Below are 24,489 nucleotides of genomic sequence, written 5' to 3' on the forward strand. Positions count from 1 at the left end.
TCGCGTTGCCGCAACGGGCCGGCCGAAGGCCTTCCTCCTCGAGGTCGGCGAGGAACCGTTCGACCCCGTCAGCAGGGGAAGGCCCGGCGCTCATCAGGCGACCTGAGCGCTCTGACGTACGGTGACGAACGCGTCGCCGTTCTTGAGGTTGATGACCTTGTCGTCACCGAAGACCTCGGTCTGACCGTGCTGCTTGACCATCGCAAGGTCGTACTGCGCCGGGTCGACACCGGCCATCCAAAGCAGGGCCGAGGCCTGCTCATGGTCCTTCGCGGTGGTGAAGGACACACCGTCGATGGTGATGGTCACCCGACGACCGTGGTGCCCGTTGTTCTCGTAGCCGTTGTCGTGGCCGTTGTTTGCCGTGTTGCCGTTCATGTCTCCTCCTGAGGCATGTGTCGAGGCGGGAGTTCCTGTACACGGAGCGCACAGGAACGTGCGGGTGCTGCTGCAAAGTGGTCCTGCGAAGACACCTGTCCGGGTGACCGGGGATCCGGCGGGGTGCCCGAGTAGAGATCGGGCACCCCGCGCGGTCACTTCTCGTTGCGGACGCCCTTGTGCTGGTTCGGGCTGCCGTCGAGGATGCGGCCGGTCTTGGTGTCACGCTTGAACCACGTGCCGTTGACCTTGAACTCGCTGCGGCCCTTGACCGCACCGATGCGGTGGCCCTTGCCGGTGTTCTTTGCCACTGCCCATTCACCTCCTCCCCGAGAGCCCCGGACCATCCCGACGTCCTCTCACTAGGTAGTCGAGACGGGGCTGGGAGGTGTTAGCGGCAGTCCTCGCAGCGGCCGTTGACCAGCAGGTGCGGCTTGAACTTCAGGTAGCACCCGCCCTCGCACATGACGAGCTCGTCGTCGCGGCGCTCGCAGCGGCACTTCCCGCACACCGGGCAGTGGATCTGCCCGCAACGCTCGCACGGGTAGCCACGAACCTTGCGGATCTGGCCGCAGCAGGTGATCTCCTGCTCAGGGCGCTGGTCGAAGTCACGGCGCTCTGTCGGGTGGAATCGCTCGACTCCCCACAGGTCGGTGTCGGCGAGCACGCCGATGACCCGACGTGCCGAGACCGCGACGGCGTCGAGGTAGAAGGTGGCCCGCTCGCCCCACGGCGTCGCCCAGAAAGACCGTTGCTGGAGTGCCCTCGGCTCGATCTCGACGCCCGCTGTCTGCTGCGGGCCGGTCTGCGCGGACGAGAACAGGTGTTGCAGTGGGTGGCCCGTTGGCAGGGTCTGGCCCGGCCATGGGTAGACCTTCGGCCACCCCTTGTGTGGGTCGGGCCGGACGCTGGCGTAGCGCACAACGGCGCGGTTTTCTGCCTCGCCGAAGGTCGTCGTGGTGTCGACGACGATGATGGTGCCCAGACCGGGCAGGCGCGTGGCCAGCGCGATCGCGCAGGCAGGGATACTTGCCTGGGTCGCGTTGTAGAGGTCGACGACATGTCGCGCCCGGATCGGGCCGCTGCCCACGATGGCGGAGACTGACGACTCGGCGAGCAGGAGACGCTGTGCGATCTGGTCACACAACGTCTCCAGCGCCCTCTCGGGTGCTGGCTGCTCGAAGAGCCAGTCGAAGATCTCAGGCACCTGCTCCACTAGCCAGTGCCCAAGCTCGTGAGCCAACGTGAAGTTCTCCCGCCGAGAGTTGTCGGTCGGCGCGTAGAGGATAACCCCGTCCTTGAGGAACGAGAGGCCGTCGCACGCACCGCCGTCGGACCGCTTCTCGGTCAGGTGATCAGCTCCGGTCACCTTGAGCCCGAGGTCCGTACGCATCGTGGCCAGCGGGTCGACCGCGAACCGTGCCTGCGCATCCGGAGCCATGCCGGCGAGCGCAGCTGCGACACAGTCCTCGATCGTCTTCAAGCTGGATCGCCCTTCCGTACCGGTGCGGCTGCTCAGTCCGACTCGAGAGTCCGGACGAGGGTCTCAAGCGAATCGAGCATCTGCTCGGCCCCGGGCTTTTCGCCGCGGTGCACAGTGGCCAGCATTCGCGTGCGCAGCATCGTGTTCGCCATGCTCGGCGAGATCCGTTGCGCCAGCGCGAACCGCTGCACCAGGTCGGTGAATCGCTTGGTCGCTGTCACTCGTTCGGCTACCACGTCCAGCGCCGCCGGCTGAGCCGCCGGTGCGCCGACCAGGTCGTCGGGGCTGACGCCCAGCTCCTCGCCGATTGCCCGGATGAGTGCCGGAGACACGTCGGATGCCACGCTGGTCCGCCAACGGAAGACGTCAGCGGCGTCGACCTTCCAGCCCCGCTCCCTGAGTCGCGCCGCCAAAGCTGTCGGCTTCACGCCTTGGCGCGAGCACAACTGAGTGAAGGCCGTCGAGTCGAGGCGGAAGGTTGCGTCAGGTACGAGGCCGAGCGCTGCGGCGACCGGGTCCTCCTGCAGGGGCGGTGCACCGTGGATGGCCGCCCACACCAGGTCGTCGAGCTCGATCATCTTCGAAATGGCTTCACGCTGGTACGGCGCCAACGACGCCAACATCTGCTCTCTCTCCGGTCCTGGCGGCATCTCCATCAGGCGCTCCAGGGTGCTTTCCAACTGCTCGGCCGGGCTACGGCTCCAGCGCAGCCCAATCCCCGCCTTCCGCTCCTTCTGGGGCTCCACTGCGGGCCGCTTCGGGTCATTGAATTCGTTCTCGTTCATCGCTCACCTCCTCGGGCGTCCAGGATCTTGCTCAGTTCGGATCGAGCAGCCATCAGGTGCTGCCGTACTCGCGAGTCCGAGACCCCCATCTCTGCGGCGATCTCCTTTGATGTCTGACCCTCACTCTTCGCCTTCATCAGCACGTCGTGCTCGACGGGGTGGGTAGTCCGTAGCTCGGCAAGAGCCTCACGCACCTCAGTGACGGTCGCGATGCGAGCCTCAGCCTCCTCAAACACGACCAACGGATCTAGAGCGAGATCATCACCACCGAGACGTTCACCCTCGAGCGGTGTGGCTTCCTCCAGGCGGAGACGCTCATGCTGGTGCGCCGACGACTTCCAGAGGTCGTAGATCTTCATCTTCACCGCGTGAACGAGGAAGGCCTCCCAGTTGCGGACGCCAGTCGGCTTCTTGGCCACGATTGTCAGCATGACCGCTTGAACGATGTCCTTCGCCCGCTCCTCGTCGCCGCGCAGCATGCTCAGGGCCATGCCCCACATGGCATCCCCGTGCTGGAGGTAGACCGCTCCGATATCGAGATCAGCAGGCTCGACACCTGGCATAGAAGCCGCTTGATCTTGCGGTTCCATCTCCACCTCCCCCGTGGACCGCGCATGCCGGTCCGGTTTCTAGAAGGTAGACGAGAGGGGCCGACGGATCGTTAGCGGAGGACAGCACACCAGCTCAACTACTACCCCGAGCTGGGCGCACAGCCGCTCGAGAACGCGGCTTCAAGCGATGGTGAGTCACCACTGTCGACAACCACGTACAGGAGTCAGAGTTCTACGCCCGGTGTTCACCGACGTCCACCTTCGAAACTGCCGCGCGTGGTCCGGCGCGGTCCTGGCCATCGTGGAGGACCACCATCTCGGAACCACTGGGCTGAGGTTCCGAGCATCCACCTTCGAGGGTGTGGTCCGCACGGTCATCTCATCGAGCAGGGCCGATGCTGCCAATCCTGATCCGGCGGCACCGAGCAGCCTCTGCTGATCGCGGTTCAACATGGCCGGTCCAGGCCTACCGGCTCGGTCCGGCGACCGCGACGCGCTGGGTGTCCTGGTCGTGACGCCGGCGTGCGGTGTCGGTGCGTGCCTGCTCGATCGCGGCGAGCTGCAGGGGGCTGGACCGCCCGGAAGCCGCGGCCGCGGCTTCAGACGTTGCGGTAGCTGCCGGGTCCTCGTTCGGGACGCTGGTCGCCTTGACGTAGTGCTCGTCGAGCTGGTCGACGATCCGGTTGCAGGCCGCTTCCAAGCGGGGGTTGTTCGCGACCTTCGTCAGGCTGTACATGACCGTCGTGTGGTCCTTGTTGAAGAAGGCCCCAATGGCGGGCAGGGTGAGGCCACCGCGGCGCGCGGCGGTCATGGCCACCGCGCGCGCATCGGTGACGGCACGGTGCCGGTCCGTGCTGAGGACGGCGTCTCTGGTGGTCCCGAATGCCTGCGCAGCCGAGGCGACTGCGATGGCGCACAGGCCGTCGGGACCGACGTCGGCGACCTCGCCGTTGGCGGTCCCGACCGCGTTGACCTGCGTGGCCAGGGCCAATGCGAGAGATCTCAACTGATCGGCACTCATCTGCTCCAGCGTGTAGCTGAGGGCCGCCTGGTTGTCTTCGGCGACCAGGGCTGCAAACGCGGCCGCCTGCCGGACGCTCAGCCCGTCATCAGTGGCCTCGTCGAGTGCGTCTGTCGGGGCGTGGTCGAAATCGTCGCGGTCGACGTCGACGAGCCGGAACCGTCGACTGTTGTCAGGTGTGACCATCGGTCATCACCACCTCTCGTGAGAGCCGTCGGGCTCGTGCTCGCCGGGCGTGGGCTTCCCTTGCGTGACGTGTTCGGAAGGCTGGCTAAGCACGGGCAGTTCGCCCGCCCGCTCCACGTCGTCGCGGTACCGCTGTCGGCGACCCCGGCGCACCGAGTTGGCCGCGTGCGCCTCGTCGCGCTCGCGGCGCGGGCGTGGCTGGTGCTTGCCGGGTTGGCAGGCGTCGCCGAGACGGTCCCTGAGTCGCTCGAGGAACCCAGGCAGGCCGTAGCGGTGCCAGTCCTCCAGCGCGGCGGGGTTGATCGCGAACGAGGTGTAGTAGCGAGTGCACGCAAGTACCGCGAGGTCGTGCACCAGGTGTGGATGCGCGGGCCAGCACTCCGGGATGCCGGGACGAGTCACGTTCCACAGATGCTGCTCGTTGACCCACATCGCGACCAGGTCCAACCATGCCCACAGCTCGGCGCGCATCAGACCCGTGCAGGTGCCCGGGTCCCACGGGCGCGGCATCTGCGCGAGCTCGCGTAGCGCTTCCTCATCGGCCGGCGGCTCGACGCTGGCCTGCTGGAGCTGCTCCATCGCGGTGCGGATAGTCGGACCAGGCTCGGGGAACGGGCTTACCATCAGCCCGACCAGCGGCATCATCGCGTTGCTGCTCGACGTCACGCCGCCGGCCGCCGCGGCACGGCTGGCGATCCGCGAAGGATGCGTTGTATTCACCGGTGGCTCCCGCCTTCTACTTCGGCATCCCGAGTCGCGCCCGAGTCCGCGCGACGGTCTCCGTCACGGACAGCGGCTCGACCGGGTCGATGGTCTCGATCAGATGTCCGGGCTGCGCGGTGGCGCGGTCTTGTCCGCGGGCGTCGAGGCGTGCGCGCCTCTGGGCGGCCAAGAGCTCCTTGCCGCGCTTGCCGTCGATGCAACGGTGCAGGTTCGCGATGATCGGGTCGTACATCTCCGAGAGCACCAGCGCCTTGCGGGGCTCGATGCGCCGCAGCTCGGCTGGCTCCAGGATCGGAACCCGGCGCTGGTCATAGGAGCGGTCCATGACGCCGAACAACTCGTGGCCCCGCGAGGAGTAGCGGGTCTCGGTGTGGGTGGTCGACCCGATCAGGTCGGAGAGCTCTTGATAGAACCGAATGTCCTTGCCGCCACCGAAGACGACCAGGTTGTTCGACAACCCGTAGATGGTGCGGGCCTCGTCCTCGCCGTAGCAGACCACGAACTGCCGCCACGTCTGCGCGGCCAAGATGAAGGACAGGCCGAGGGCTCGCTCGTTGGCCAGCCTGGTCGACAGAGTCGGGATCGGGGCGGTCGAGGGCAGCTCGTCGAGACAGGCCAGGAACGGCGGGCACAACCGACCGACCTCGGAGGTCTCCCCAAGCCGCCGGGCTGTGTCGAGGATCTGCTCGGTGACTGCGGTCATCAGCGGTGAGGCGCTGGCGTAGGGGTCCTCGCGACCCAGCAGGTAGATCGTGCCGCCGGAGCGGATCAGGTCTTCGAGGTTGGTCGCGGGCCGTGCCGGGGTGGGCACGCACCGTTCGCGGATGGAGCGCTGGAAGAACAGCGCCATCGCCTGCTGCACCGTGGTGATCGTGTTGCCCGCGGTCCGTTCGTCGCCGTACAGAGCGCCGCGGAGCAGGCCGTCCCACAGCGGCTCGGCTGCCGGGTGGGTGCGCAGGATCTCCTCGGCTTGGGGGTACTCGCGCGGGCTGGAGACCCACAACAGCACCTCCTCGAGGTCGCGGCCGGCGATCGCGGCGGCGTGGAAGTAGGCCTGCAGCACCTTCGCGCACTCCCCGGCGTAGAACCGGGCCGCCTGGTCAGAGGACTGAGCGGTGGCGCCCTTGATCGTCCCGGCCGCGAAGGCCTTGGCCTGCCGCTCGGCGAACATGGCGTTCTCGCACCCGGCGATCACGTCCACCACCAGCTCGGGCACCCCGGGGGCGAGCCCGAACGGATCGAGCACCGCGACCGGCCCGACCTGCTGACGGGCCTCGAGGGTGAGGAACAGATCCTCCGGTTTGGTCAGGGTCACCAACGCGCCGCCCGGCGCATCCAGCAGCGCGGGTACCAGCAGGTCGAGGGTCTTGCCGGAGCCCTGCGGGCCAAAGACGCAGGTGGTGCGGTCGAACGGCACCCACAGTTCGGGGCCTCGGCGTCCGGCGCGGCCGAGCCGCCAGCCGACGTCAGTGGGGTTTACGTGCTTCAGACCAAGGCTCATCGCAAAAGTCCGTTCCGGTTGGTGCGGGCATAGAGATCGGGTCGGATCTGGTCGGCCCGCTTGCGCAGAGGTGTCAGGCCGAGGGCCTCAGCGGCCTGCGTGGCGGTGGCCAGTCCGTGGCGCGAGTTGGCGCCGATGACGTCGCGCATCCACATCGCGACCACGACGGTGGCGCCGATCGCGAGGACCTCCCCGATCACGGCGAGCACCCACATCACCGCATTGCCCGGCAACCCGGCAGCGACAACATCCGTTAGGCCGGCGCCGAAGCGGCCGCGCAGAAGACCGCCGTAGGCACTCGCGAGATGGCCGTTGGGCCACGCGAAACTACCTGAGGTCGCCCATCCGACGAGCCCTTGGACCGCTAGAGGCGTGATGAGGAAGACGAAGACGCCAACGAGAACGAACCCGATCGCGAACTCGCCCGTCGAGGGTGCGGTGTTGGCGAATCGGGCGCGACGGGACCGCTCCATGCTCATCGCGACACCGCCATCGGACTACGAGCCGGTGCCTGCCAGCGGTGACACGGCCGGTCCATCGGACCCCGCGCATCGGGTACGACCGGCACGGTGCCGAGCGGCCAGTCCAGCCGACCCTGCCCGTCGAGAGCTGCCGTCTCCACCGCGTCGGCGTGCTCGGGGCGGATCAGCCCCAAGCAGGTGATGTCGCCTTCAAGCAGTGGCCGCTCGATCAGCCGGTTGCCTCCGTAGGAGGTGAGGATGACGCGGGCGGTTCCCAACGGCAGCAGGTTGAGCCAGCCGTCGTCCTTGAGGTCGATGTCGTCGACCACGACCAGACAGGTGCCGCGTCGGCAGGCACCGCCGAGTGGCCGTGTGAGGTTGTCGGGGTACTCCGGGTCCTCGACCAGGTCGGACCACTCCGTAGGCCCCTGGGCAAAAACATGGGCGTGCCGCGCGGTGTCGGCCAGCCACCAGCGCGTCAGGTAGCGGGCGAGAGTGGTCTTTCCGCGGCCGACGCCGCCGATCAGTAGCAGAGGCCGGGTGCTGTTCGTGTCGAACCCGGCGGGCTGGCCATCCACGGTCGCGCCGATGCGTACGTCCATGTCGGGACAGGCAACGCAACCTGCCGCGGATCGGACACCACTGCGGCAACAGATTACGCGCGGCCGGCCGGTCACGACGATATGGCCCCGAGTTAGGCGACTGCGGCGGGCATGCCGCCGAGGTCGAAGCCAGCCTTGGGAAGCGCCCAGGTCACCGATCCGGACGGTGTGTGGACGTCGGCGAACCCGACACAGCCGTAGACGCCGTTGGCCGAGCAGCCGAAATCGTTGCCGAAGATCTTGCCGTTCCCGACGTAGATCGCGACATGGCCGACTCCATCGCCGCGGTTGTAGGACACCACCGCCCCGACGGGTGGGAGCGGGTCGAGGCCGGTGCCGTGGGCCTGGGCGAGGCCAGCGTTGATGATGCCTTGGGCGACGTCTTGGCCGTTGCCGTAGCCACGGCCGACCCCCGGTCCGCCGTACAGGGCGTCGACGACCTTCGGGCATTGCCCGGAGTAGGTGCAGGGTGCGCCGTGGGTCCACGACAGTCCGCACAGGCCGCCTGGGGTGTGCTGCATCGCGTTGATCCGTGCCGACAGGGCGGCTGAGAGGTCGCCGGCAACGGTGATCGCCGAGGCCGCGCAACTAGCCCCGGTGTCGGCGACCGGTGTCAGCGCGCCGGTGCCGACTGCGGCGGCGACCGCTTGGCGGGCCTGGTCGAGGTACTGGTGGTAGTCGGCGTGCTCGAAGGGGAGCCAGTCGGCGAACTTCGCTTCCCCGGACCCGAGTCGCCCGGAGTAGAGAGCGAAGGCGTAACGGGCGTTGAGCAGCGGGTCGAAGATGTCGCCCGGCTGGTTCCAGCCCGGCACCAGCCCCTGGTGGCTGGCCGCCATCTGCCACAGCCCGAAGTGGGTGCCGTTACTGGCGTTCGGGTTCCAGCTCGACTCCACGTGCGCGATTGCCACCGCGGTCACCAGGTCCTCGCCTCGGAACCCGGCTTGGTAGGCCGCCTTCGCGGCTACCTGCGCGCCGCTGCTGCTGTCGGTGGCCGCGACGTTCTGCAAGACCACTGAGCCGGCATCGCCGTACGTGCTGGGGCACGGAGGGCAGGTGGTCCCAGTGTCGATGTTCTCCACACCGGCACCGCTGGTGACCGATGTCGGACCGCCAGGTCCGGCACCGTTCATCGCCATGCGCGTGAACAGGGCTGGATGATCGGAGTGGACGGCCGCCTTGCTGATCTCCCAGGTCTTCTCGATGCTCACCGGAGCGGCGTAGAAGTTGTAGATCACCCCGGAGTCCTTGGTGTGGCTGAACCCGGCGGCCTGCATCTTGGCCGCGGCCGACTCGGGGCCGTCCCCGGGGTGGGAGTTCATGTCGCCGCCGAGGAAGACCGGTCCGTAGGCAGCGAGCTTGGCAGCCAGCTGGACCAGGTAGTCCATTCCTTGCCCGTACTGGGTGGCGCGCGTGAACGGCTGGTCACCCCACTGGGAGTTGGGGTAGCGGAAGGGGTTGGTCATCTGGTGGGAGGAGATGACGGAGACCACGGCACCGTCGGTGCGTTGGAAGACTCCCCAGATCGCCCAGCGGCCCCAGTTCTTGTTGGAGCCGTGGAAGATGACGTGGTCGTCTTGAACGATGCGCACGCGGCCGCCGGCGAGCATCTTCCACGTGTCGGTGCGCCACATGATGGCGTTGTCGAGCGATCGGGCTCCGCCGTCCGCGGCTCGGACGGGCGTCGGGTCGCGGTAGGCCCCGTACCCGGGGGCGTCGGCTTGCATCTGCGCGATCGGTACGTCGCCGACCTCGTTGAGAGTGATGAAGTCAGGGGCCGGGGCCGCGAGCGCACGCACGCCCGGGGTGAAGCCGCTGCGGAGCTTGATGTTCGCGTTGGCGATCAGGATGTTGCCGTTCACCCGGCCGCCAGGTGTGGCGTTGATGCTGGTCGGCATCACCCCGAGGTCGTTCCCGGTCCCTGCCTGACCGGTGCTGGCGGCGGTGTCTCCTGCGCTCGGGCCGTTGGTGAGCTGTGCGCTGGTGTAGACGAACGGATGGTCGGTGTAGTCGTGGGCGTTGTCCTTAGTGGACTGGTCGACCACGGTGCCGGAGAAGGTGACCGTCGGCGAGCCCATGATCCAGTCGATCTGGTTGTCGTCGGTGTTCGCGCTGCTCCAGCCACTCCCCGCGGTGGTGAGGAAGAGGTTCTTGAACCGGGCCTTGTCGTTCATGTCGCCGGTCAAGAACAGAGGCGTGGTCGGCTCGCTGGTCTGCAGCTGTCGCAGCGCGTTCGCTTCGGCTCGGACGGCGTCGTCGCGCATGGCGTCGTTGCCGTTGACCACGTCGGCGGGGTTGTGGGTGTTGAGCACCCAGATCGAGCCGAGGCCCTTGGTCGAGGTGAACCGCACCAGCGGGATCTGGACCGTCGGGCCGCCGTACTTGATCGCGACGTAGCGGACCTCGGCTACGGTCCACACGCCCGGCTGGTAGGCGATCGAATCGGCGGTCGCCGGCTTGCCGTGGGCGTGGCCCTTCACGATCGCCCACGCACCGTGGGTGGCGTTCAAGAACGCCTGCGCCTGCACCGACTCGAACTCCTGGAAGCCGATGATGCTGGCCCCCGAGGCACCGATCTTGGCCACCATGTTCGGCACCCGAACGGCGTAGGGCTGCTCGCCCGGATGCGGGTTGGACTTGTAGTGCGAGGCGCCGCGCCAGTTGAGGGTGCCGATCCCGAACATGCCGCCTGGGCTCGTCGCTGCGGTGCCGCAGGCAGCCTGAACCGCGGCAATGTTGGCGTTGCCCATGCCGAGGAACAGCAGCATCAGGGGCGCCATTAGCAGCAGCGGCAGCCCGAGCGCGACCTTCTTCACCTCTCCCAGCTCCCCATGCTCGGGGCACCGTGGGTGCTCTGGTTCGCGTCAGTACCGTCAGCAATCTCGCGAACATTCATGAGTTTGTCTCTAGGCACTCAGGTTCGATCCGCGGCATTTGCGGCCTCGAATCGTGTTTGTGCAGGTGACGTCAGTTCCTCGCCCGCTCGGGTGTGAAGTGATAGATCTTCACTCAGGCTGACGCTTTCGGTGTAGCATCGACGCATGGTCGGCTCCTTTGAAGTCGGTGACTGATGGGTCTGGTGGCGCTTCCGGGTGGCGGCACCGGGGATCTGGTGTTGTCGAGTGCGCAGGCGGCCGAGGACTTCGAGCAGGAGATCGTCGACCAGTACGCACTGGCGATGTCGGCAGCGGGCCTGAGTGATGGGCACATCCGCCAAACCCGTGCGGTGGTGATCGAGTTCGCCCGGTCGCTGACGAAGCCGTTGTGGGAGGCGACCTGTGCGGACGCGGACGCGTTCATGGCCGAGCAGCGCCGGCTGGGGCACAGCGTCGCCACGAGGGCGGGCAAGGCCGGCACCATGTCGCTGTTCTACGAGTTCGTGATCGCCCGTTACGAGGGCACGATCCGCCGTGCGACCGGCGTGCTCGTCGAGCAGCCGATCGATGAGTTCAACCGCCAGTCCGGTGCCTCGCTGGCCAAGGTCCGGGTCCCGCCGTCGGATGAGGAGATCGACTCGCTGTTCACCGCCTGGCGTGGCTCGATCCCGCAGGCCCGCAAGTACCTGCCCGCGGCCCGCGACTACTTCGCGGCCTCGCTGTGGCGCCGGCTCGGGCTGCGGATCAACGAGACCGCCATGCTCGACATTCGCGATTGGCGTCCCGACCTGGGCGAGTTCGGCAAGATCCACGTCCGCTTCGGCAAGGGCAGCCGCGGACGCGGGCACAAGCCACGGCTGATACCAGCGATCAACGGCGCCGACCAGCTGATCGACTGGTGGCTGGCCGAGGTCCGGCACCAGTACGGCACGGACTGGGACAACCCGGACGCGCCGATGCTTCCCTCCGAGCGGTTCGACCGGGACTTGGACCGGTGCGGTCGCGTGGGCACGAACGCGTTGCGCCGTGGCCTGGCCATCCACGTCGACCAGTGGCTGCCGGCATGGTCGGACCGGATGACGCCCCACGTCCTGAGGCACTACTGCGCCTCGTCGCTGTACGCCGTCGGCATGGACATCAAGGCGATCCAGGAGCTGCTGGGCCACGAGTGGTTGGCCACCACCTCGGGCTACATCCACGTACGTAGCGAGCACATCGTGCACGCGTGGAACAGCGCCAACGATCGTGTCGAGGCCCGTCTGCGACTCCAGGCCGATTGAATCCCGACGACCGAAGGAGAGGATCAAGATGCAGTGGAGCCTGCGGCTTCGGGCCGCCGAGCGAGGGATATGGAAGTCCGCGCAGCTGCGCCGGATGCTGGCCGACGCCGGCCTGGAGATCAGCGCCGGGAAGATGTCGTCGTGGTGGGCAGGCACCCCGCCGACGATGCGCCTGGAGGAGCTCGACGTGCTGTGCACGGTGCTCGAGTGCACCCCGAATGACCTGATGACCCCCGAGCCCGACAGGGTCGCCGCCCGCCGCGTCCGCGACGCCGACACAGTCAACGGGAACGGGAACGGCGATGACAAACCAAACGGTGGCGGGACCGGTCCGGCGGTGAGCCCGCGGTTCGGCAAGCCACGGTCGACACCGCCGCTGTAGACGCTCTCTGTGATACCGACGACGTCGACCACAGATGCGACGAGGACTGCATGCCGGCGCCGGGACCTGACGCGCCGTTGCGGCTGCCGCCGCGGTGCAACAGTTGCCAGGCCAACCCGGTCGCGTGGACCAGTCCCCGGGTCGACTTCTGCTACCAGTGCCTGCCCGGTGGCCCGTTCCCCTCTCCGTCCTGCCGCTGGTGCGGGACGGCGAAGAACTACTTCAGCCAGGGGCTCTGCATCCTGTGCCATCCCCGCAGCCCGCAACGGCCCGGGGCCTGCAAGGGCTGCATGGCCTGGGGCGTCTACCCGCGCTACAACTGGACCTGCTGGCCGTGCCGATGGTGGCGCACCCACTACCCCGAAGGAGTGTGCGACTTCTGCGCACGAACCGCGCGGATCGGGAACTCCGGGGCTTGTCGGCTGTGCGTCGAGCAGGCCCAGATGACCCAGGAACCCGGCCGGGCGCTCGACTACGCAGGGGCCAACCGGCACAGCCAGCAGCTGTTCTTGGCCAACATGCTGTTCAAGAAGCGCATCACCCCACGCCTGGGGCCCGAGCCCAACCTTCGACCTGGACCGCGTGCCCGCAAGGCGAGCACGGCGAGCGTTCGAGCCGGCACCGAGCCGTGGAAGAGCCGCTACAAGAACCAGCTGCCCTATCCCGCCGGAACCAGATTCGAAGACGAGGCATCGGTGCAACTGGCCCTGTTCGACATGGGCCCCGACCCCGAGGCCGTCCGCCGACGTGTCCTGCTCGAGGACAGCGAGCTGACTCGCTTCTGCGCCGCGATCGTCGACGAGCATGCCGAGCGCTACGGCTGGTCGGTGCGGCAACGCAACGACGTGACCCGCTCGCTGCGGCTGCTGCAGACCCTGCGCGAGACCCCGGCCGCGAAGATCCGCGCCAGCGACGTCATGCAGCTGCCTCGCTACGACGGCAACATCGTCTCGACCATCGACGTGCTCGCCGAAGCCGAGCTGCTCATCGAGGACCGCCCCAGCCGGGTCGAGGTCTACTTCGCCGCCAGGACCGCCGGCCTGCCGCCGCTGATGCGCGAGCACCTGGAGTTGTGGCTGCAGGTCATGCTCGACGGCTCCCGACTCGCACCCCGACAAGTACCCCGCGACCCCCAGACCGCCCGGATCCAGATCATGGGCTTGGTCACCGTCGTCGACGCGTGGGTCGAGGCCGGCTACCAGTCCTTCGCCCAGGTCACCCGCAGCGACATCGAGCACGCCCTGGAGCCACTGGCCCCGGGACGACGGCACGCTGCCGAGCTCGCGCTGAGGTCGCTGTTCAAGACCCTCAAGGGCCGGCGCCTGATCTTCGCCAACCCCATGCGCGGCATGAAGCACACGCCGCTCGCGGGCACCATCCCGCTCGCGCTGGACCCCGCCGTGATCCGCGCCGAGCTCAACCACCCCGACCCGGTGGTCGCACTCGCCGTCGCACTCGTCGCCTTCCACGCCCTGACCGGAAAGCAGCTGCGAGCAGTCCTGCTGACCGACATCGTCGACGGCCGGCTCACGATCGGCGAACGTGAGATTCCCTTGGCCGCGCCAGTCCGGACCCGACTCGCGGCCTGGCTCGACCACCGCCAGCGTCGCTGGCCGGGCTGCATCAACCCCCACCTGCTGGTCAGCAGACGCACCGCACCAAGGCTGGTGCCCGTCGGCCACAGCTTCCCCTGGCGCGGCATCACCCTCCGACCCCAAGCGCTGCGCGAAGACCGCATCCTGCACGAAATCCACGCCACCGGCGGCGACATCCGCCGCATCTGCGACCTGTTCGGCCTCAGCGTCGAAGGCGCCACCCGCTACCTGAAAACCGTCGAGCATCCCGACCTCACCATCGAAGGCGAACGGGTCACTCAGACCTAAGACGTCTTCAACGCACACGAGCGACCTCCAGGACAGGTGGACAACCAGGAGCCAGCCCAGGCGCCGTAGCGGTCGCGTCGAGCGAGTTGACATCCGCGGCACGACTGGCGTTAACATCGCTATATGGCGATGAAAGCGAAGCCGGTGGACACGCACACCAATGGCCTCGACGAGGCAGCGGCCGGCCGGGCAGCGGCCTGTCTGTTCCGCGGAATGAGCGACCCGTCGCGGGTGGCGATCCTGCGGCACCTGCTGCTCGGTGAGCACAATGTGGCCGAGTTGACCGCGCATCTGGGACTGGCCCAGTCCACGGTGTCCAAGCACCTGGCCTGCCTGCGCGACTGTGGACTCGTGGACTCGCGCCCGGCAGGTCGAGCGTCGGTGTTCTCGCTGACCCACCCCGAGGCGGTGCTGAAGGTGTTCGCCGCGGCAGAGGAACTTCTTGCAGCCACCGGCGACGCCGTGGTGTTGTGCCCCAACTACGGCGAAGGAACCGCCTGAGATGACCGCCCACACACACGCCGCCACCTACGTGGAGGACCCGGCCCGGCGCCAGCAGCTTGGCCGCCGTGCCCAGCTGCTCGCGGCCGCTTCGGTCTCCTACAACGTGATCGAGGCCGTCATCGCGATCACCGCCGGACTGGTCGCCGGGTCGATCGCCTTGGTCGGGTTCGGCCTGGACTCCATCGTCGAGGTCAGCAGCGGACTGATCATCCTGTGGCAGTTCCGCCACCCACTGCCCGAATCCCGCGAACGTCGCGCGCTGCGGCTGATGGCACTGTCGTTCTTCGCGCTCGCCGCCTACGTCACCTTCGAATCCGTACGCGCCCTGGCCACCGGGCACGACCCCGATCCCTCCCCGGTCGGCATCGGGCTGGCGGCGGCCTCGCTGCTGATCATGCCGTTCCTGTCCTGGGCCCAGCGCCGCACCGGCAGGAGCCTCGGCTCCAACGCCGTGGTCGCCGACTCCACCCAGACCCTGCTCTGCACCTACCTGTCCGCTGTCCTTCTGGTCGGCCTGATCCTCAACGCCACCCTGGGCTGGTCCTGGGCAGACCCGATCGCCGGCCTGGTCATCGCCGCCGTCGCGATTCGCGAAGGACTCGAGGCCTGGCGCGGCGACGGCTGCGCCTGCGCCCCCGCCTTGATCGACAGCCCTGCCACCGCCGCGACCCCGGAGGAAGCCTGCTCGTCTGACTGCTGCGGCCCAAGTGATCCCCCACGCCACAGCGATGTCCCGGCCGACCGGGCAGGTGTCTGACTGATGGGTGCCGGACACGGGCACGGAGCCCCCTCGGCGACCGCGGCCGGACGCTACCGCTGGCGGCTGGCGGTCACCTTCGCCCTGGTCGCCGCGTTCCTGGTCGTCGAACTGGTCTTCGGATTGCTGGCCAACTCGCTGGCGCTGATCTCCGACGCCGGCCACATGACAGCCGACGTTGTCGCACTCGGGGCAGCACTGGTGGCCACCAAGATCGCCACCCGACCCGACACCACGGGCCGGCGGACCTACGGGTCCTACCGGGCCGAGGTATTCGCGTCCGGTCTCACCGTGCTGATCATGCTCGGTGTGGCGGTGTACGTGGTGGCCGAGGCGATCGGGCGGATCGGGGAGGATCCAGAAGTCCAGACCGGGACGATGCTGGTAGTAGGCCTCATCGGCCTGGGGGTGAACATCGTGTCGATGCTGCTCCTGCGTCAGGGCTCCACCGAGTCCCTCAACGTCAAGGGCGCCTACTTCGAAGTGGTGGCCGACGCCGCCGGCAGCGTCGGTGTCATCGCCGCGGGGCTGCTCGTCATCTGGACCGGCCAGTCGTGGTGGGACACCGCCGTCGCGGTTGCGATCGGCGTGTTCGTCGCCGTCCGTGCCGTCGTGCTCGGCAGGCAGGTCCTCTCGGTCCTCGGACAGCACGTTCCCCACGATGTCGAGATGGAGCAGCTCATCGCCGACCTCGACGCCGTCCCCGGAGTCGGCAGCGTTCACGACCTGCACGTCTGGACGCTGACCTCCGGCATGAATGTCGCCACCGCCCACCTCGTCGTGGACGACGCAGCGAACGCCCACGCCGTGCTGACCAACGCGCAGTCGGTCCTGGCGACCCGACACCGGATCGAGCACGCGACCCTGCAGGTCGAAGCCACCCCAACCAAGCAGTGCCAAGAGGTCACGTGGTGAGCAGCCCGGCTCCCAGAAGGCCCTCGCTATGAGCCGACCCCAACGAGCGCGGCCCGCGTCAGCCACCCACGACACCAGGTTCCCCGAACCTAAGCACCCACGTACGCTCTGAGCGCCGTCGGCACTCAGGTTCGCGTCGAAACCGTCAATTTTCATGCGAACTTCTAACCTGCCGGGTCGATCGCCTCGTTGGTATAGGTCAGGCGCCGTTCCAGGGGCGTCAGCAGCGTCTGGACCTTGTACCGCTGGTCGCCCACCATCCACAGGGCACGGCCCTTCTCCTGCATGGCCCAGTTGGTGATCACGTTCTGCTGCATCTCTGAGAGGCCCATCAGCCGGCCGAGCTCGTCGGCGACGGACTCGTCTTGGCCCATGAGGATGCGGACGTCGGAGAGGTTGAGCAGGTCCTTGGCGATCTGGGCGGCCTGGCTGCCCTGGTCGCCGGCCGAGAGCGGATCCGACGGCTTGTGATAGGTCACGATCTGGATGTCGCCCTCGGTGCGCGAGAGCCGCAGGTTCGCATCCAGCGCCTCGACCGCTTCGAGGGAGAGCCGGGTCTGCAGCCACGCCTCGTCGCGCAGCACGATCCGTCGGTCGCCGGCTGCGGCGGCTTCGCGGATTCCCTGCCCCCACGAGTTCAGACACATCAGCGCGATCCCGACGGCGACCTTGTTGCCGGTGGCGTGCAGGGAGCGCAGCGACAGCGTCTGGATCGGGGCACGCCAGTCTGGCTGGAAGGTCGACTCGGAGTCGAACATGCCCTGCAGCGACCCCTTGCACAGTGCGCCGAGCGCATCACGCAGCGGCCGGGTGCCGTCGTAGAAGGCCTGTGGGTTCTCGTAGCGGTTGTTGTTGACCAGCTCCTTGCTCGGTGAGTGCAGCGCGGCCCACACCTGCGGGATCGTGACGGGCTTGAGGCGTGAAGCTCCTGCCGACCAGCCCGTGAGGTCCTGGAGGACCTCGTTGATCACGGTCTCCTCGGTCGGGGTGAAGCTCACGCCCTGGGAGCCGACCAGTCCGCGGATCAACATGAGCCAGCGGTTGAAGATGATGGTGGCCCGCTTCTCCTGCTCCTCCGCGGTCTGCTTCTCCCAGTCGACGCCGAGGGCGCCGAGGTCGAGCGGGTTGATTCGCCCGGGCAGCCCGGGCCCGATCCGGAAGGGATCGACGCCGAGGAACTTCGAGATGTCCTCGTACTCGTCCTTCACATCACCCAGGACCAGCGAGCGGTAGCCGTAGCGGATCATGCGGAGCATGAACGCCTTCACGGTCGCCGACTTGCCGCGGCCGGGCTTGCCGAAGATGAAGATGTTCGGGTTGGTCACCGGGATTGTGTCGTCGAGGACCCAGCTCATCGGGTCGCAGTAGAACTTGCCGCCCGAGAGGACGTCGTAGCCCATCTCCGCACCCCACGGCGGCAGGCCGTCGCCGGAGATCAGCGGCCACAACACAGGGGTCTCTTCGGAGGTCATCTGGTACCCGGCCAGCGGCGGCATGGTTGGCGCCCACCCGTGCCCTGGGCGTCGTACGCCGTGGGCCTTGATCGAGTTCGGGAACAGCTTCTCGGCCGGAGGCGCCGGTGGTGGCGCGGTCTTGCGGGGCATTGTGGTCCCGAAGTCGGCCAGCAGGTCGTCGATGGTGCGCGAGGTCGACCGCGCCTTCGTACCGCTCTTGGTCATGTCGGGACAGGCAACAGCCCGGCCACCAGATCGGACATCTAGTGGCCGGGCTGTTCCCGGCCGGTGCGGTGTTGAAGGCGCCGGTCTTGGGTCATCGCTTCTTCGGCAGGCCTGCCCCCAACGGGATCGCCGACACCGCGAATGCTGCGTCGTGGGCCCCGTCGAGCGGGAGTGGGGTGAAACCGCTGATGCGGATGGAGGCATCTAGGCGGCGGCCGAAGTCCTGGACGTTCCAGCCGGCAGGGACGGTGATCGAGACCGCGGACGCGACCTTGACCAGGGACCGGCCGCGCTCGAGCTTCTCGTCGCGCTCGTGGAGCTTGCCGACCGACTGGCGGTCCTTGGCCCGTTCCACACGGCCGACCTTCTCGCGCAGCGTGCCGGCCATGACCGCTGACATCTGGGCGGTGCCGGTGGACCGATCGGCGGCCTGCTGGGAGACCGGCCGGTAGAACACGGTCAGGGCGCGTCGCTCCCCGGGCTGGGAGGGCACCAGAACCCGCGCCAACGCACCCATGCGCGCGCCCTTGCGAGGAAGCAGAATCGTCGAGGAGACCGACTCCCACTCCCCGTGCCGGTAAGACCGCATCGCCGTGGTGGCGTTGGTCGGCCCCGCAGCCGCGACCGGGACGCCGGCGGCGATCGAGGGGTCGTCGCGGTGGTGGATCTCCGCGTCGGCCAACGCCGGCAGGTCACCGGGCTCGAAGCCGGTGCGGATGGCCATGGCGAGCTCGGAGGTGTCGAGCCAGTTCACGCGCGTACAGCCGATCGAGCCGGTCAGCCGTGCCTCAACCTCGGCGAGGACCGAGTAGAGGATGCGTGCTCGGCCGAGCACACCACGGCCGGCGCGCTTGGCGTCCTTGTTGATGACGTCCTCACGCACCACGACGGTCACAAACGCCTCGTGGCGTACCGCGGCTCCGGCGGTCATCGCATCGAGCTGGGCGTTGACGCTCGCCGATACACGCGGTTCGTCGGGCCGTGCGTTGGTGCGCACCCATTCAGCACGCTCCGTGCCGTCATCGGGGATCGTGCGTACCTGCACCACGACCAGGTCGATCTGGTTGCCAGCGGTCGCGGCCTCCATCATCTCGGTCAGGCCGGCGCCCATCCGGAACCGGTCGGCCTCATCGCTCATCCCGATCCCGGGGTGGATGATCCGGGCGGTTGCGGCCCATGTGCGGGCGGCGTGGTTCTGGATGATCGCCGGGCGGGCGGTCTGTCCGCTCATCGGCGGGCCGTCGTGGATCTGGATCCCGGCGAGGATGCCGGGCAGGTCCGCCTCCCCCGCCTCGCCGTCGTCCTCGGGGTCATCGGCGTTGCCGAGGTCGAGGTCACCGGCGGCAGCCTTGGACTGGAACCTCGACCAGCCGAACGCGATCCCGGCCATGTGCCGGAACACGACCCCGATCCACTGGAAGGCCGAGTGGCCGCGGATGGGCAGGCAGACCAGCAGCCCCACCACGCCCCATGCGGGCAGCAGGACCAGCAGCGGCAGCCACTTCTGCATGGCGATCGCCATCCAGGTGGGGAACCCGGCGGCGAGGACCAGGACGAACTGGGGTCCGGTCAGCCCGAAGAGCCAGGCCTGCCGGTCACGGGTTGCGGATGCTCCGTAGACGCTCATGCGAGGAACACCGCGTCTTCAGGACCGACCGCTTCGGCCGGGGAGACCTTCGGGGGCGGGTTGTCGTTGGCGACGCCGTCGTGGTTGGTGTCGTTGAGGGGCTGCATGCGCTGCGCCTTTCCGTGCTTGTCCTTCGCCTGTCGGGGGCTGTGGCTGGTGTCGTAGTAGCCCTGGTTGCCGATGCCGGCCTGTCCCAGGACGTCGATGCCCATCGAGGCACCGGCCGCGGCGACCTTTCCGGTCTTGTCCATGGCGCCGCCGACGGCGGCGCCGACCTTGCCGCCGTACTTCTCCAAGCCTGAGGACTGGAACCGGCCGGCCGTCTCGGCCTCGGCTCCGTTCTCCGAGCTGGTCCGACCGTCAGACCCGGTCTCGGTGGCTGCCTCCGACCCGGTGGATCCGCCGGTCGAGCCCTTGCCCTTCAACAGCCCGGAGACGCCGCCGTTGGCGTTCATGGTCGACCGGAACGAGGCTCCGGAGGCGGTGCCGGGGTCGACGAACGCGAGGAGCCGGAACAGCACCATCGGCATGAAGCACGCGACCAGCATGATGATCGATCCGACCACCGACATGCCGATGTTCGAGGACGTGTCCGAGACGTGCAGCAGCTGCTCGGCCGAGTTCTGCGACCCCTGGTTTCCTTGGCCGTCGGGCATCCCGGCCCACGCGAACTGGGTACCCATGCCCACCACGAGAGCCAGGAGCGGCTCCATCAGCACGCAGGCCAGAAACCAGCGGATGCTCTTCCACATCCACGACTTGGTGCCCTCCGAGAGTGCACCGGCCGCGGTCAACGGCATCGTCGCGGTCAGGATCAGCAGGGCCGCGGAGCGGACCATCATGATCACCATGTGCCCGAAGGCCGCGGGGATCAAGATGAACAGGGCACAGATGCCCAAGGTGGCGGCCTGCGTCGTTCCCGAGACGGTGTCGACGAACCCGTCGCCGGCCGCGTAGCCGGAGAAGGAGTCGACACCCAGCAGACTGTTCAACAGGCCCTTGGTCAGGCCCGAGGCGGCTGCGATGAGGCCGCCGCACACGCCGATCCAGCAGCACAGGACGACGCCGTACTGCACTAGACCCGCAGCGAGGGTGCCGAACCCGCGGCCATCACCGCGCAGTACCGCCAGGCCGATCTGCCCGAACGCCACGATCAGCGCGATTGCCAGCGCGAGCCACAGGGTGACCGAGTAGAGCTTCGACAGGCCGGGGTCGGCCACGTTGGGGGTGAAGCTGTCGATGAGGCTGAACGCGGTCTTCAGCAGCCACATGGCGCCCGACCAGATGGCCATCATCATCGAGGTGAACCCGTCGGCCAGGGTCTCCTTGGCCTTGTTGCCCAACCAGTGCAACGGGTTGAGGTCGACCATCGGGACGATGTTTGCGACCAGAGACATCATGACTGCGGCACCTCCAGCCACTGGTAGCCGGCGTCGAAAGAGCCCGGGGAACCGGGCCACAGCGAGGGAGCCTCAGCGGGCTCGTCACCGGGTCCGATCACCCACCGGCCCCCAACAGAGTCGGTGGAGTCAGTGGAGCCGTTGGGGTCGTTCTGCCAGACCATGCGCTGGCAGTCAGCGGCGGCGACTTGCTGGGACTGGGCGCCCGGCAGGGTCACGGTGATGATGAAGTCCACGCATGGCACGACGAAGTCGGAGCCCACGGTGCCCTTGACGAACCCCATCTTCGGTTCGACACCGATCGTGATGCCGTTCTGGGCGTCGGCAGACAGTCCCGCCGAACCCAACAGGGTGGCCACGCCCTTGACCCCTGACCAGGATTCGGGTGTGGGGCCGCCGGGCGCGGCCCAGTTGGTGATGACGTCTTGGGCGATCTTCACCGAGGCCGAACTCAAAGCTGTGGAGTCGATCGCGGCCATCTGCGCCAGCGCCCCCTGCGGGGTGTGTGGGTAGCCGGTCGCGACGCCGACCTCGCCGACCTTCATCGGCGGCGGGATCTGAAGGGTGCCGGTCTTGCCGGTGGACAGGTCGCCGCCCGGTTGGGCTGCCTCGAGCGGGGCTGCCGGGAGCTGCTTGTTGGCGAGCTGGTCTTGTGCCGACGTCGCCGTACCGGACCCACTGGCGGGGCTGGCCTCGTCGGGCTGGGAGCCGGTGAGCATGTTGATCACCGACCACGCCCCGCCGATGACCAGTGCGAGTACGACGACCGCTGCCGACCCGAGCAGGATCTGGAGCCGAAGCCGGGTCCATTCCGTGCTCGGGTCGACCAGCTTGGTCTGGTACGCGTTTCGGGTCCGGGTGAACATCTCAGCAGCCGTTCCCGACGATGCCGTTGAGGATCGCGTAGATGCAGACGAACGCGATGGCGCCGATCACGGTCCAGAACAGACCCGAGGCGCCGAGCTGCGCCGCGCGTCCCATCTGTCCGAACTTGCCGACGATCAGGGCACCGGAGGAGGCGAAGCCCGCACCGATGATGATGGCGATGACGCCGTACTTGACCCAGCCGAGGATCTGGGCGACGTACGGCGCGACGCCCGTGGGCGCCTGGGCGCACACGTTGGCAACGCCCTCGGCCTTGATGCTGGTCCCCGCGTTGGCCACCAGCGTGATGGCGACCTCGGAGATGGCGTGAACGATCATGTGTCTCTCCTGCTTTCCTTTCAGGTCCGGTTCGCCGTCAGCGGTCCGGTGATGGTGGTGATCCGCTCCAGCAGGTGCTGGGAGGGGTTCGTGACCTGCTTGGGCAGCGGGTCCGGCCCCAGACCCGGGAGGGCCTTGGCCGTCAGGAGTGGCGCGAACAGCACCGCGTCCTGCTCATGGGCGGTGCGCAGCAGACGCCCGGCACCGGCGAACTCGCGGTCGCTCCAGCGGCTGGCGCCGACGACCACGACCACCACTCGTTCGGCGGTGAGGTGGTCAGTGAGCTCGTGGAGTACCGCCTCGGTTTGGGACAGCGCCAGCTCGTACGGTCGGGTCACCAGGACCTCGACGTCGGCGCGAGCCGACGCCACCCACGCACCCTGCGGGGCGGCAGCCAGCTCGCGCGGGCTCCAGCCGGTGTCGAGCACGGTCAGGTCGACGCCGTCGACGGTTCGCGGGGTGGGCACTTCGGCCGGCACCCACACCGGCTCCTCGACACGGTCGATCAGGACGTTGGCGCCACGGCGGCCGCGGCGCCACCCCTGTGCCGCGCCAAGCTCGGTGACGGTCGCACCCAGCAGCCCGGACCACGCCGGGGCTGCCGCATCCAGGATCCGGGCGCGCACGCCGGCAACATCGGCTGCATCCGCCAGCGCGAGGGTGATCGTGGAGGCTCCCGCACCGGCGTTGGCCGCACGTACGCGCACCACCGGCCCGATCCCACCAGGCACGTCACCCTCCCCCAGCAGCGTCACCGATGCGGCGACGCCGACTGACTCGCCGGCGCCGCCGGTTCCCAGGTCGACCCTGAGATGCGAGAGGTCGACGTCGAGGTCCTCCGCCGCGAGCGGGGCCGGCCCTGTCAGCGCGGTCGTGGGGTTGGCGAAGCGGCCAGCGGCCAGGGCGGCCGCAGCTGCCTGGAGTTCGCGGGTGGAGAACCGGGCCGTGGTGCTGGTGCTCATCGGGCGGCCTCGATCCGGGCGGCCCGCAGACGCATGGCTTCCCGCAGCACCGAGGCGGGGGTGTTGCGGATGACCTCACGTGCCTCGGCAGCGTGCTCGGCATCGGCCCGCAGTCGCGCGATCACGTCCTCGATGCCGGACAGCGCGTGGTCCACGCTGTGCGTGGCCACGACGTCCAGCAGTTGCGCGACAACCTCAGGGGTCGGCCCTCCCGATTGGTCGGAGACCCTGACCGCGGCGTGTGCGTTCTCGCTCATGTCGGGACAGGCAACGGCCCCCGGTCCGGATCGGACGCGGGGGCCGTAAGTTCTTCCAGATTCGTCCTGGACCTGGTCGAGTCGGTCCGGTCAGGCGATCGCCTCCAGGTACTGCGGGGCAGCCTCGCGCAGCCGCGCGGTGGTCTGGTCGCGACGGCGACGGATCTGCCGCATGGTCACGCCGTGACGTTCCCCGACGATCCGCTGGGCCTCCTCACGGGTCCGCTTGGTCTCGCCCCGGGCGAGGAGCTCGTGCTCGGCGGCCATCAGTTCGACGAGCAGGTCGATCTCGCCGGGCGCGATCACGCCGACCTCGCGTGCCCACACCAGCAGGTCGACCAGGTCCTCGACCGCGTCTTCGACATCCGGAATCGCGACGGTCAGGTCGCGGTCCTCAACGCTGCGCTCGAGGCCTGTCCCTGCACCTTCACCGCCGGCCTCCCCCGCCAGCCACGCATCCAACGAGGTGGTCTCGACCCGGGTGAGCAGACCGGCAGCCGGACGGCACAGCCGCTGCCGGGCGCGGTCCAGCAGGTAGCGACCCGCACGGTTGCCCAGCTGGGGCTCGGCCGCCTTGACCTCTTCCCACACCATGGCGTGCACGTCGCCGACCTCGCACAGCAGGTCACTGAGTTGGCCAGCAACCCGGTTCACTCCGTCGGCCAGGACCACGAGCACGGCCAGCGCGGCATCGTCGTCATCGCCGCCACGACGCGATCCGAGCGCGACCAGTCCCGCCAGCATCTCGTAGCACTCATCGTCGCGGCGTCGCCATCGCGCGACAGCCTCCTGCAGGTCGGCGAAGCCGGCCAGGCGTGGCTCGATCTGTCGCCATTGCTCCCACTTGCCTGAGCGGTCAAGGCTGGCCGCCAGGGCCGTGGCGAGGGCCCCCTGCCCCCGTCGGCGCTCCCGCTCGACGCGGGCGGCAGGTGTGGCCGGGGCGGTGGGTGCGGTGGTGGGTGGGGTGGTTTGGATGGCGAGGGTGCTGGCCGACATGGCGGTCCTCCGAGCAGGCAGGCGATCAGGACGCGCCCATGTCAGAACTGACCGCTCACCACCCCGCTCACCAAGATCCT

Annotated in this window: 25 protein-coding genes; 6 read left to right on the forward strand and 19 right to left on the reverse strand. The window is 68.4% G+C overall.

Annotated elements, in window-relative coordinates:
• Positions 1 to 93: 93 nt before the first annotated feature.
• The 11 genes from ABD671_RS19325 to ABD671_RS19375 form a co-directional block, all read right to left on the reverse strand.
• Entirely contained in the window at positions 94 to 378 is a 285-nt protein-coding gene (locus tag ABD671_RS19325; RefSeq protein ID WP_344735099.1) for a hypothetical protein, read from the reverse strand.
• Between the two features lie 155 nt (positions 379 to 533).
• Positions 534 to 689, reverse strand: a complete 156-nt coding sequence (locus ABD671_RS19330; RefSeq protein WP_344735100.1) for a hypothetical protein — start codon at positions 687 to 689, stop codon at positions 534 to 536.
• 80 nt (positions 690 to 769) lie between these two features.
• On the reverse strand, positions 770 to 1,861 hold the full coding sequence (locus ABD671_RS19335; protein WP_344735101.1) for an ImmA/IrrE family metallo-endopeptidase: 1,092 nt from the start codon (positions 1,859 to 1,861) through the stop codon (positions 770 to 772).
• A 32-nt stretch (positions 1,862 to 1,893) separates the two neighbouring features.
• Positions 1,894 to 2,646, reverse strand: a complete 753-nt coding sequence (locus ABD671_RS19340; protein WP_344735102.1) for a hypothetical protein — start codon at positions 2,644 to 2,646, stop codon at positions 1,894 to 1,896.
• Positions 2,643 to 3,209 (reverse strand): RNA polymerase sigma factor, encoded by a 567-nt coding sequence (locus ABD671_RS19345; protein ID WP_344735103.1) that lies wholly within the window; start codon positions 3,207 to 3,209, stop codon positions 2,643 to 2,645. The genes ABD671_RS19340 and ABD671_RS19345 overlap by 4 nt, the downstream gene beginning before the upstream one ends.
• A gap of 454 nt (positions 3,210 to 3,663) precedes the next feature.
• Entirely contained in the window at positions 3,664 to 4,404 is a 741-nt protein-coding gene (locus ABD671_RS19350; RefSeq protein ID WP_344735104.1) for a helix-turn-helix domain-containing protein, read from the reverse strand.
• 6 nt (positions 4,405 to 4,410) lie between these two features.
• Positions 4,411 to 5,070, reverse strand: a complete 660-nt coding sequence (locus tag ABD671_RS19355; RefSeq protein WP_344735105.1) for a hypothetical protein — start codon at positions 5,068 to 5,070, stop codon at positions 4,411 to 4,413.
• A gap of 70 nt (positions 5,071 to 5,140) precedes the next feature.
• Complete coding sequence (locus ABD671_RS19360) at positions 5,141 to 6,628, reverse strand: type IV secretory system conjugative DNA transfer family protein (RefSeq protein WP_344735106.1); 1,488 nt, start codon at positions 6,626 to 6,628, stop codon at positions 5,141 to 5,143.
• Entirely contained in the window at positions 6,625 to 7,107 is a 483-nt protein-coding gene (locus tag ABD671_RS19365; protein WP_344735107.1) for a hypothetical protein, read from the reverse strand. The genes ABD671_RS19360 and ABD671_RS19365 overlap by 4 nt, the downstream gene beginning before the upstream one ends.
• On the reverse strand, positions 7,104 to 7,691 hold the full coding sequence (locus ABD671_RS19370) for an ATP-binding protein (protein WP_344735108.1): 588 nt from the start codon (positions 7,689 to 7,691) through the stop codon (positions 7,104 to 7,106). Before ABD671_RS19370 ends, ABD671_RS19365 begins: the two co-directional genes overlap by 4 nt.
• 92 nt (positions 7,692 to 7,783) lie before the next feature.
• Positions 7,784 to 10,504, reverse strand: a complete 2,721-nt coding sequence (locus ABD671_RS19375) for an endonuclease/exonuclease/phosphatase family protein (RefSeq protein ID WP_344735109.1) — start codon at positions 10,502 to 10,504, stop codon at positions 7,784 to 7,786.
• Between the two features lie 296 nt (positions 10,505 to 10,800).
• Here ABD671_RS19375 and ABD671_RS19380 point away from each other — a divergent pair, with 296 nt between their 5' ends.
• From ABD671_RS19380 to ABD671_RS19405, 6 genes are all read left to right on the forward strand, one after another.
• Positions 10,801 to 11,844, forward strand: a complete 1,044-nt coding sequence (locus ABD671_RS19380; protein ID WP_425574941.1) for a tyrosine-type recombinase/integrase — start codon at positions 10,801 to 10,803, stop codon at positions 11,842 to 11,844.
• A gap of 28 nt (positions 11,845 to 11,872) precedes the next feature.
• Positions 11,873 to 12,226, forward strand: a complete 354-nt coding sequence (locus tag ABD671_RS19385) for a helix-turn-helix domain-containing protein (protein WP_344735111.1) — start codon at positions 11,873 to 11,875, stop codon at positions 12,224 to 12,226.
• 50 nt (positions 12,227 to 12,276) lie between these two features.
• On the forward strand, positions 12,277 to 14,109 hold the full coding sequence (locus tag ABD671_RS19390) for a hypothetical protein (protein ID WP_344735112.1): 1,833 nt from the start codon (positions 12,277 to 12,279) through the stop codon (positions 14,107 to 14,109).
• A gap of 129 nt (positions 14,110 to 14,238) precedes the next feature.
• Complete coding sequence (locus tag ABD671_RS19395; RefSeq protein ID WP_344735161.1) at positions 14,239 to 14,610, forward strand: ArsR/SmtB family transcription factor; 372 nt, start codon at positions 14,239 to 14,241, stop codon at positions 14,608 to 14,610.
• 31 nt (positions 14,611 to 14,641) lie between these two features.
• Positions 14,642 to 15,370, forward strand: a complete 729-nt coding sequence (locus tag ABD671_RS19400) for a cation diffusion facilitator family transporter (protein ID WP_344735113.1) — start codon at positions 14,642 to 14,644, stop codon at positions 15,368 to 15,370.
• A 3-nt stretch (positions 15,371 to 15,373) separates the two neighbouring features.
• Positions 15,374 to 16,285, forward strand: a complete 912-nt coding sequence (locus tag ABD671_RS19405; protein WP_344735115.1) for a cation diffusion facilitator family transporter — start codon at positions 15,374 to 15,376, stop codon at positions 16,283 to 16,285.
• Positions 16,286 to 16,449: 164 nt separating this feature from the next.
• Here ABD671_RS19405 and ABD671_RS19410 read toward each other — a convergent pair whose 3' ends face one another.
• The 8 genes from ABD671_RS19410 to ABD671_RS19445 all read right to left on the reverse strand — a co-directional run bounded on the left by ABD671_RS19410 (position 16,450) and on the right by ABD671_RS19445 (position 24,409).
• Entirely contained in the window at positions 16,450 to 17,964 is a 1,515-nt protein-coding gene (locus tag ABD671_RS19410) for an ATP-binding protein (protein ID WP_344735117.1), read from the reverse strand.
• A gap of 91 nt (positions 17,965 to 18,055) precedes the next feature.
• A complete protein-coding gene (locus ABD671_RS19415) occupies positions 18,056 to 19,591 on the reverse strand; it encodes an SCO6880 family protein (RefSeq protein WP_344735118.1) in 1,536 nt (511 codons plus the stop codon).
• A complete protein-coding gene (locus ABD671_RS19420) occupies positions 19,588 to 20,988 on the reverse strand; it encodes a TrbL/VirB6 family protein (RefSeq protein ID WP_344735119.1) in 1,401 nt (466 codons plus the stop codon). Before ABD671_RS19420 ends, ABD671_RS19415 begins: the two co-directional genes overlap by 4 nt.
• A complete protein-coding gene (locus tag ABD671_RS19425) occupies positions 20,988 to 21,857 on the reverse strand; it encodes a hypothetical protein (RefSeq protein ID WP_344735120.1) in 870 nt (289 codons plus the stop codon). The genes ABD671_RS19420 and ABD671_RS19425 overlap by 1 nt, the downstream gene beginning before the upstream one ends.
• Position 21,858: 1 nt before the next feature.
• Positions 21,859 to 22,194, reverse strand: a complete 336-nt coding sequence (locus tag ABD671_RS19430) for a hypothetical protein (protein WP_344735121.1) — start codon at positions 22,192 to 22,194, stop codon at positions 21,859 to 21,861.
• Between the two features lie 20 nt (positions 22,195 to 22,214).
• Positions 22,215 to 23,156: a hypothetical protein gene (locus ABD671_RS19435; RefSeq protein ID WP_344735122.1), complete on the reverse strand. Its 942-nt coding sequence runs from the start codon at positions 23,154 to 23,156 to the stop codon at positions 22,215 to 22,217.
• Entirely contained in the window at positions 23,153 to 23,413 is a 261-nt protein-coding gene (locus ABD671_RS19440; RefSeq protein ID WP_344735123.1) for a hypothetical protein, read from the reverse strand. The genes ABD671_RS19435 and ABD671_RS19440 overlap by 4 nt, the downstream gene beginning before the upstream one ends.
• A 90-nt stretch (positions 23,414 to 23,503) precedes the next feature.
• The gene (locus ABD671_RS19445) at positions 23,504 to 24,409 is read right to left on the reverse strand and encodes a hypothetical protein (RefSeq protein ID WP_344735124.1); all 906 of its coding nucleotides are present in this window, start codon (positions 24,407 to 24,409) and stop codon (positions 23,504 to 23,506) included.
• Between the last annotated feature and the right edge of the window lie 80 nt (positions 24,410 to 24,489).

It is taken from the genome of Nocardioides fonticola, assembly GCF_039536805.1.
Classification (GTDB): Bacteria; Actinomycetota; Actinomycetes; order Propionibacteriales; family Nocardioidaceae; genus Nocardioides; species Nocardioides fonticola.

Coding starts and splice junctions, on each gene's coding strand:
- ABD671_RS19365 (WP_344735107.1), bottom strand. CDS start 7,107: ATGAGCATGGAGCGGTCCCGTCGCGCCCGATTCGCCAACACCGCACCC.
- ABD671_RS19445 (WP_344735124.1), bottom strand. CDS start 24,409: ATGTCGGCCAGCACCCTCGCCATCCAAACCACCCCACCCACCACCGCA.
- ABD671_RS19405 (WP_344735115.1), top strand. CDS start 15,374: ATGGGTGCCGGACACGGGCACGGAGCCCCCTCGGCGACCGCGGCCGGA.
- ABD671_RS19370 (WP_344735108.1), bottom strand. CDS start 7,691: ATGGACGTACGCATCGGCGCGACCGTGGATGGCCAGCCCGCCGGGTTC.
- ABD671_RS19385 (WP_344735111.1), top strand. CDS start 11,873: ATGCAGTGGAGCCTGCGGCTTCGGGCCGCCGAGCGAGGGATATGGAAG.
- ABD671_RS19350 (WP_344735104.1), bottom strand. CDS start 4,404: ATGGTCACACCTGACAACAGTCGACGGTTCCGGCTCGTCGACGTCGAC.
- ABD671_RS19395 (WP_344735161.1), top strand. CDS start 14,239: ATGAAAGCGAAGCCGGTGGACACGCACACCAATGGCCTCGACGAGGCA.
- ABD671_RS19345 (WP_344735103.1), bottom strand. CDS start 3,209: ATGCCAGGTGTCGAGCCTGCTGATCTCGATATCGGAGCGGTCTACCTC.
- ABD671_RS19390 (WP_344735112.1), top strand. CDS start 12,277: ATGCCGGCGCCGGGACCTGACGCGCCGTTGCGGCTGCCGCCGCGGTGC.
- ABD671_RS19425 (WP_344735120.1), bottom strand. CDS start 21,857: ATGTTCACCCGGACCCGAAACGCGTACCAGACCAAGCTGGTCGACCCG.
- ABD671_RS19440 (WP_344735123.1), bottom strand. CDS start 23,413: ATGAGCGAGAACGCACACGCCGCGGTCAGGGTCTCCGACCAATCGGGA.
- ABD671_RS19325 (WP_344735099.1), bottom strand. CDS start 378: ATGAACGGCAACACGGCAAACAACGGCCACGACAACGGCTACGAGAAC.
- ABD671_RS19420 (WP_344735119.1), bottom strand. CDS start 20,988: ATGTCTCTGGTCGCAAACATCGTCCCGATGGTCGACCTCAACCCGTTG.
- ABD671_RS19430 (WP_344735121.1), bottom strand. CDS start 22,194: ATGATCGTTCACGCCATCTCCGAGGTCGCCATCACGCTGGTGGCCAAC.
- ABD671_RS19340 (WP_344735102.1), bottom strand. CDS start 2,646: ATGAACGAGAACGAATTCAATGACCCGAAGCGGCCCGCAGTGGAGCCC.
- ABD671_RS19415 (WP_344735118.1), bottom strand. CDS start 19,591: ATGAGCGTCTACGGAGCATCCGCAACCCGTGACCGGCAGGCCTGGCTC.
- ABD671_RS19435 (WP_344735122.1), bottom strand. CDS start 23,156: ATGAGCACCAGCACCACGGCCCGGTTCTCCACCCGCGAACTCCAGGCA.
- ABD671_RS19410 (WP_344735117.1), bottom strand. CDS start 17,964: ATGACCAAGAGCGGTACGAAGGCGCGGTCGACCTCGCGCACCATCGAC.
- ABD671_RS19360 (WP_344735106.1), bottom strand. CDS start 6,628: ATGAGCCTTGGTCTGAAGCACGTAAACCCCACTGACGTCGGCTGGCGG.